Genomic DNA, 7,572 nt, shown 5'->3' with positions numbered 1-7,572 from the left:
AATACTCATTGTTCTTAAAAAATATTTCTTTAAGAACAATGAATTTTTAATAAAGGGGTTCATTATGAAATTTGGTTTATCGATAGTTTTATCATTGGGTTTAGCTTTAAGTCCGCTATGTGCGTTAGATTCTAAAAGAGCTGTGGCAAACACATCTCTTTCATCAGCTGATGCAGAATTTCTTTTTACTAGTAATGCAAATCTTAATGTAGTGGCTTTGAGTGATGAGGAGATGCAAAAGACAGAGGGAGAGGGATTCTTTACTTCTCTTGGTGTTGGCATTCTCATTGGAGGAGCACAATGGGGATACAACTGTGCTTTCAAAGGTAAATGCAAAGATTGGAAAGTAAATGTAAGGCTTTAAGTCTTTGCGTGTAGTAATTCTTTTTCTTACTACCCTCCTTTACACCAACGCCCTTGCCTACACTTGTTATAGCTCACATTGTGAGGATATACGCATAGGGCTAGGGGCACATCATAGCAAAACTTATGATACAGGTGTATATCTCTCTGCATATGCCGCAGGGCATTGGGATAAACTCTATATTGCGGGGGGTGTGAATATAGGGCAAATGTATCCTACCTTTGCACCCACAATAGATTCAAACAAGCAAGATTATAATACGCTTTTAGCTTCTGCCTACGCGCATATTGGGACAAAACTTGGCGGAGAGAATCCTCTTTTTCTCTATATTGAAACAAAAGTTGAGCGATACAGCATTGGAGAAAACAATATCTTTAGTGCAAATCAACTCTTTATGGGCGCATATATTGCTAATCACACAAAAATAAGCAGTGGCATAGCATTAGAAATAGGATTAGGAATAAGCCCAAGTATTACAAGATACTATACAAGCCAAAATACAGATAAGGGCTTCATATCTCAAAGAAGTAATACAGATGGAAGCTATCGCATTGATACTTTTATTGGTATGCGCTTTAAAAGAGGAAATGAATACATCAAAAAAAGTGATATATATGCAAGGATAAATGGTATCTTGTATCACAATAAAATATATGATACCCCTATCACACTGCCTCCACACAATGATTATGCGTTTATGTTTGAATGTGGTATAAGCCTTGAATCTTTATTGAACTATTAATACATTTTTACATTCATACACATTTCATTTACTTTGTGTTAAATAGTAACATAATTTATAAGATTCCCTATACTTGAGCGTATTTTGAGACATTCATATTTTTTTGTATCAAATCGTAATATTTTATTTTAAGATTCTCTAGGGGTAAGAGAAACTGCGTAACTCCTTATCTTGAAATAGAATCCTTTAGCAAAAAGTAACAATTCATTAATAACACTCTATATTTAGAGTGCCTATAAATTTAAGTTTTATTTTATTTTTTTACATTATAATACTCATTGTTCTTAAAAAATATTTCTTTAAGAACAATGAATTTTTAATAAAGGGGTTCATTATGAAATTTGGTTTATCGATAGTTTTATCATTGGGTTTAGCTTTAAGTCCGCTATGTGCGTTAGATTCTAGTGCGAAATTAGGTGTAGATTCTAAAAGAGCTGTGCAAAGCTCATCTCTTTCGTCAGCTGATGCAGATTTTCTTTTCACTGCAAATGCTAATAGCCTTAATGTAATTGCTTTGAGTGATGAGGAGATGCAAAAGACAGAGGGAGAGTCGCTGCTCGCTATTTTTGGTGCAGGAGTTTTTACAGGCGTAGTTGCTTGTAAGATAACAAAAATCCTTTTTAAAGCTTGCTAAGCTGGGGGGGGGGTGAATAATGAAATATTTACGCAAAATATTTTTAGGTTGCTCTCTCTTTGGTGCAGTATGTGCGTATGCGAGTGAAGCAACAGATAGCTTAAAAGTGGGCTTAGGTGGTATGTATGGGCTATATCAAATCGACAATCAAGATGATGTTACCAAAAATGCCCTTGGTTATATTACTTTAGATGGTAGAGAAACTTTTGCCAACAAACGCTTTTTTGCTTTGGCAGGAGGTGAATTAATAGGAATAGGTGCAACCAAAGCAAAAGGTGGAAAAAACGAAGGTGCGTATTGGTATGATTATGGTATTAAGCTTGGTATAAACATCGCCTCTCAAGCAAACCCAATCTTTGTCAATGTAGCCTATACTTACCATAGTTCAAGGTTAGATTCTGTGGCAAAATACTTTAGGACAGGGCTTCATACAGCTGGATTAGATTTGCACGGCTTCATTAATCGCGGTGGTAAGACAACTTATGAATACAATGTAGGTTATCACTATGTCTTTCACGGCTATCATTATTTAGACGAAACTCGCTCGGGTATAAATGATTATAGCTATGTGATTAGAGGCTCTGTAGGTTTTGCGTATGAGCTATCGCCAAGAATAGCTTATTTTATGAATCTCAAAGCAAAGTATTTTGATATTGCAGCTTCTCACAATAATACAGGCACTTTCTTTCATCCTGCTACGAAGCATCTTGTTGGTCAAGTGGAGCTAGGGCTTCAATTTTTCTAAAAAGGCTTGAGGGATTCTATAAAGAATCTCTTGGGCTTAGGTTTAAAAATATTAAATAAAAAGGAGCGTGTATGAAAAAGAGTAGTTTTGCTTTGATTTTGGCTTTAGGTTTAGCTTTAAGTCCGCTGTGTGCGTTAGATTCTAGTGCGAAATTAGGTGTAGATTCTAAAAGAGCTGTGCAAATCTCATCTCTTTCGTCAGCTGATGCAGATTTTCTATTTGCTAGTAATGCAAATCTTAATGTAGTGGCTTTGAGTGATACAGAAATGAATCTTACACAAGGCGAGTTTTTTGGTTGGCTTAGAAAATTGATAAAGCCAAATATAGGAAAACCAATACCATACAGACCATATAAATAGCCTTTAAGACAAGAGAAAATGAAATTTAGAATCTTTGCATTATCTTTGTGTTTGCCCTTTGTGCTATGTGCAAAGCCTGTGAGTATTGATGAGATTTTCACACCAAAGAAGCAATTTAAGATTCTAGGCTCATTTTCTTATCTCAATGTTATGCGTAAAAATTCAGCTCCTGCACTTATTTCTATCCCCTCTTCCATTCACGGGCTTCCTAATATTACAGAGTCTGTTACTATTCCTTTTTGGAATCACGAAAATGTCAATCAAGATTATTTAAGCTTCTCTCTTCAGGCACGATATGGCGTTACCAAACGCGTAGAGGTTTTTAGCACTCTTAATGCCTTTTGGCAAAAAAGCTATGTTGATGATAATACTGGCAACTTCAACTCATCAAGCAATGGGGATTTTGGCTCAATGAGTATTGGATTTTTAGCAGAAGCTAAAAGAGAGGGCAAAGCTCCAGCATTGCTTATTGGTGGTAGTGCAGAAGTGCTTGATAATACTTATTTTTCTCCTACACAAAAAGCTTTGCAGTATGGCAAAAGTTACTCACTTTTTGCCACAAGCTTTTATACGATTGACCCTATTGTATTTTTACTTCAAGCAGGTTTTGGGCTAAACCTCCCCAAATATCATAAAGATAGTAAAATTCAAAATGGAGAGACTTTCACCCTTAGCCCCATAGTGTATTTTGCGGTTAATCCCTATGTATCTTTAAACTTTGGTGTGCGCTATCAATACCAAAGTAAAGACAAACATAACAATGAGACTATTTCCTATACAGCTTCATCATTAGGATATACCTTTGGCATAGCGTATGAAATCAAATCAAAGCTTATACTCTTTGTCGATGTCGATAAGCTAGAAACACATAATTTTTCAAGCAATGCGTTCAACATATCGCTTTCATATAGAATCTAATGCGTTTTGTTTTACTTCTTTGTATTGTCTTAAGAATCTGCTTTGGTGATGTGCATATACATCACCAATCTGTATATATGCAAAAGCCCATTGTCTCTTGGAGTGAGATTAAAGATAAAAATCTTACCAAACAGCAGTATGATTATAGTTGCGGGAGTGCTTCTCTCTCTACGATTTTGACTTATTATTACAACCAAAATGTAAGTGAAAAAGATATTTTAGATTTTTTGCTCCTTAATAAAGGTATAGATATAAACAAAAAAGAGGAGATAGAAACCAATGAGCAATTAAGAGAGAGTGTGAGTTTTTCATTTTCTGATTTAGCTTTATTTGCACAAAATAAGGGGTTTAAAGCGGTTGGTTTAGCTTTGGATTTAGATGCACTCTCTACGCTTAAAGCTCCTGTGATTATATATGTGAATGTGCGGGACAAGGAACATTTTAGCGTGTATAAGGGTAAAGATTCACAATTTGTGTATCTCGCAGACCCAAGTCTTGGTAATATAAAAGTGAGTATTGCAAAATTTGTAGAGATGTTTTACCAAAGGGAAGATTTAACGCACCCGGGCAAGATTCTAGCTATCCTCCCCGCACAAGAAAATCAAAGTATCAATGCGGTATTTATGCAACACACGCAAGATTCTAAACTCACTTATGAAAGCATTAGGCAAAGAGCGACAAGATAACTAAATATTTTTCTATAATATATATCATCATTTAATCCTTTTTCTTCATTAATTTTTGCATTAGGGAATGTTTATTGCTTGCTTATTACTAAATTTTATCAAGGAGAGCAATATGCTAGACACTGCGCAAAATACAATCTTGAACAAAACAAATTCTATTACAAACAATACGAGCAAACGCCCTAATTCACCTTCATCTGAAGTCGATAAATTAGAGAATAAATTTGAGGAGATGTTTGCTAAAGCTAAACAAGTCAAAAATCCAAATGCAAAAGCAACAGAATCTGCTAAACAAAACGCAGTCCAAGCAAAATCTACACCTCAAACAACACCTACCAACAAAGTAGCTCAAGCAAAAGTAGCTACAAGCAATTCTTTAATGCCATTTGAATTTGAAGATAATAATGGACAAGATTCTAAAATAAGCCTCCAAGAAAAAATAACTAAATCATCAAAAGAGTCAAAAGCACCTGAAGTAAATCCGCTTATTGAAGCATTAAGTGCGCCACTTGCTACAAAAAATGCACCAAAAGATGTAAAACAAAATCAAAATAGCGAATCTCCCCTTTCACAACGCAATACTAAAGAGCAAAATATTGCTACAAACGCTTCTCTTAAAACAGAACAGATTCAAAAATCACCCACATTGACAACTATGCCAACACCACAAGCACCAAATAACAATAATAAAACTCTAGGTGATATAGAGAAAATTGCTAAAGAAAAGGGATTAAATCCTAGCAATATGACTTTAACCCAAGAAGAAAATTCACCTGCTCCGATAGCTCCCAAAGTAAGAGAGATTCCAATATCTGCAAAAGAAAAAATTGTGTATGAATATGAAAATAATGTCGATAGAATCGCCATTATTCAACGCGGCACCAAGAAGCCAAAAAACATTACAAGCAAAATCTCAAATGAATATCCAACCAAAAAGCCTGATGATGAAAACATCAATGTATCTTCTTCAAAGGATAGACCCCCGATTGGCTAAAGAAAAAGATGGAGCAGAGGATAATTTCCTCACAAAAGTTTTAATTTCCAAGCAAACAACTACGGAATCTATTAAAACAGAAACAAATGCTATCAAGGAATCATTTAACCTTAAAACAGATGACAAGCTAGAAGAATTGCCAAAAAAGACACTTGATACAAATGAGGTAAGTGAGGCAAAACAAGCACCATCTCAAAAAACAAAAAAGCAGTCCAAAAAATCAAAAAATACTAAGGCACAAGAGAATATTGCACTAGATTCTAAACCAGCTCAAAGCCCAAAGACAAAAAAAACAGAAAAAATAAAAGAATCACAAAAAGGTGAAATAGCACAACAAACCCTACCTAAAGCAAAAGAGCAAGAAATAGAAAATAAGGTGCAAAAAAACCAAGAGATAGAAACAGCACATTATAGTAATAATGATGAAGAACAAGAAGAAACACCTATTCTTATGCCAGAACAAAATCTCAAGCAACAAGCCAAACCTCAAATGCCCCAAGCACAAAATACACAAAATAAAGGGAATGTTTTAGCAGAAAGTCTTGCTGCTAAAGAATCTACAAAAGATAAAAATCACAAAGATTCGCGCAAAGATGAGCGCAGACAAGGCAAAATAGCTAAAAGTGAGGAGATTTCTAATACACAAACAAAATCTACCCAACTAGAAGAACGTGTAAATTTTGATGAAATGCTCCAGCCACTTGAAGAAGATAAGCCTACAAATCTTGCCGAGCTTTTGCAAACAGGAGGAAAAAAGCAAAAAGGAAAGCTAAAAGAAAGTGAAAATGATGAAAACAAAGAGAATAAGACATCTAAAAATACCGCTCAAAAGCAAAGTGTGGAAATGAATCAAACAAAAGAAACAAGCCGCTCACAGATTCTTTATCGTTCTGCCCTTGCAAAAGAAAATATTAGAAACTTTGTGCAAACTTTACGTGAAGAGATTCAAAACTATAAGCCACCTATCACAAAGCTTTCTATGGAGCTTAATCCACGCAATTTAGGTAGCTTAGAGCTTACAATCACTAAAAAAGGTAAGGATTTGCATATTCAGGTTATATCAAATCCTACAGCAATTGGCTTATTTTTGCAAAATCAAGTAGATTTTAGAAACAATCTCTCACAAGTAGGATTTGAAAATGTGGATTTCAACTTCGATACAAGCGATAAAGGTGGCGGAGAAAATCAAAAAGAGCAAAATAATTCTCAAAACAATAACAACGACAAAAGGAACAAAAATAGCTTGGAAGATTCACAAAATGAAATGAATGTAATGTATATTACGCTTCCTAAATATGCTTAAAAAAGGAGTTTGTTATGGCAATTGATTTAGCGGAAGTTACAGGCAGTGCAGCAAAAATAGCTAAAGAAAAAGAAAAAGTGCGCAATATTAATGAGCTTGATAATGACGCGTTTATGAGGCTATTTTTAGAACAGCTCAAAAATCAAGACCCCACTGCGCCTATGGAAACAGATAAAATCATCACACAAACTGCCCAGCTTACACAAGTAGAAATGCAAGAGCAAAATAAAAAAACAATGGTTGAAGTTGCAGAGGCAATGAAAAGCACACAAGAAACAAATAAAGAACTCAAAGAATTTCAAGCACAAATGAAAGAATCACTTGAAGCACTCAATCTTGGTATGCAAGAGAGCGCAAAATCAAATCTTGCTACTTCGCAGCTCAATGCGCTGAACACGGTTTCAATGATTGGTAAAGTCGCTGAAACTGATGTATTTGGGGTGAATGTCAAAAAAGGTAATGCAGTGAAATTCTCTATTTATTTTGACCAAAAAATTGACCCGAATAAAGGAGAACCAACAATTTACATTTTTAATAGTAATAATGAAATGGTAAAAAGCATTTCTCTTAAGGATAGAGCAAATCAAAATGGCTATTTGGAATTTACTTGGGATACTTTGGATAATCAAGGGCGACAAGTTGAAGAAGGCACATACAATATCCGTGCAGAATATAATTTAGATGAAAATACAAAGCAATACCATACCGCTCGTGTAGGAAGAGGCGAAGTGCAAAGCATTATCTTTGATAAAGGCTCACCTATGCTTAGAATGGGTGATATGATTTTGCCACTCGATAGTGCAATTGAATTTTATAATAAGGACCAC

At 34.9% G+C, this 7,572-nt stretch carries 9 protein-coding genes and 1 pseudogene; all 10 read left to right on the top strand.

The genetic code is table 11. The annotated features are described in order from the left end of the window. The first annotated feature begins 64 nt into the window (after window positions 1-64). Entirely contained in the window at window positions 65-364 is a 300-nt protein-coding gene (locus tag LS65_RS10215) for a hypothetical protein (RefSeq protein ID WP_236096673.1), read from the top strand. Window positions 365-368: 4 nt separating this feature from the next. Further along, window positions 369-1,106: a hypothetical protein gene (locus LS65_RS07050; RefSeq protein ID WP_034361122.1), complete on the top strand. Its 738-nt coding sequence runs from the start codon at window positions 369-371 to the stop codon at window positions 1,104-1,106. A gap of 334 nt (window positions 1,107-1,440) precedes the next feature. Continuing rightward, window positions 1,441-1,740 (top strand): hypothetical protein, encoded by a 300-nt coding sequence (locus LS65_RS07045; RefSeq protein ID WP_138129811.1) that lies wholly within the window; start codon window positions 1,441-1,443, stop codon window positions 1,738-1,740. A gap of 19 nt (window positions 1,741-1,759) precedes the next feature. After that, entirely contained in the window at window positions 1,760-2,485 is a 726-nt protein-coding gene (locus LS65_RS07040; protein WP_138129810.1) for a hypothetical protein, read from the top strand. 71 nt (window positions 2,486-2,556) lie between these two features. Further along, a complete protein-coding gene (locus LS65_RS07035) occupies window positions 2,557-2,844 on the top strand; it encodes a hypothetical protein (protein ID WP_138129809.1) in 288 nt (95 codons plus the stop codon). Window positions 2,845-2,862: 18 nt separating this feature from the next. Further along, on the top strand, window positions 2,863-3,762 hold the full coding sequence (locus tag LS65_RS07030) for an outer membrane beta-barrel protein (protein WP_052060954.1): 900 nt from the start codon (window positions 2,863-2,865) through the stop codon (window positions 3,760-3,762). Continuing rightward, entirely contained in the window at window positions 3,762-4,448 is a 687-nt protein-coding gene (locus tag LS65_RS07025) for a C39 family peptidase (RefSeq protein ID WP_052060956.1), read from the top strand. Before LS65_RS07030 ends, LS65_RS07025 begins: the two co-directional genes overlap by 1 nt. Window positions 4,449-4,560: 112 nt before the next feature. Then, a complete protein-coding gene (locus LS65_RS07020; RefSeq protein WP_034360483.1) occupies window positions 4,561-5,442 on the top strand; it encodes a hypothetical protein in 882 nt (293 codons plus the stop codon). Then, window positions 5,435-6,745 (top strand): flagellar hook-length control protein FliK, encoded by a 1,311-nt coding sequence (gene fliK / locus LS65_RS07015; RefSeq protein WP_052060958.1) that lies wholly within the window; start codon window positions 5,435-5,437, stop codon window positions 6,743-6,745. Before LS65_RS07020 ends, fliK begins: the two co-directional genes overlap by 8 nt. Window positions 6,746-6,759: 14 nt before the next feature. Continuing rightward, window positions 6,760-7,569: pseudogene (flgD, locus tag LS65_RS07010) on the top strand (flagellar hook assembly protein FlgD); the annotation flags it as partial. Between the last annotated feature and the right edge of the window lie 3 nt (window positions 7,570-7,572).

The organism is Helicobacter japonicus, assembly GCF_000762845.2.
Classification (GTDB): Bacteria; Campylobacterota; Campylobacteria; order Campylobacterales; family Helicobacteraceae; genus Helicobacter_C; species Helicobacter_C japonicus.
The sequence above is the reverse complement of the archived record's forward strand: the minus strand, read 5'-3'. Positions and strand labels throughout refer to the sequence as shown.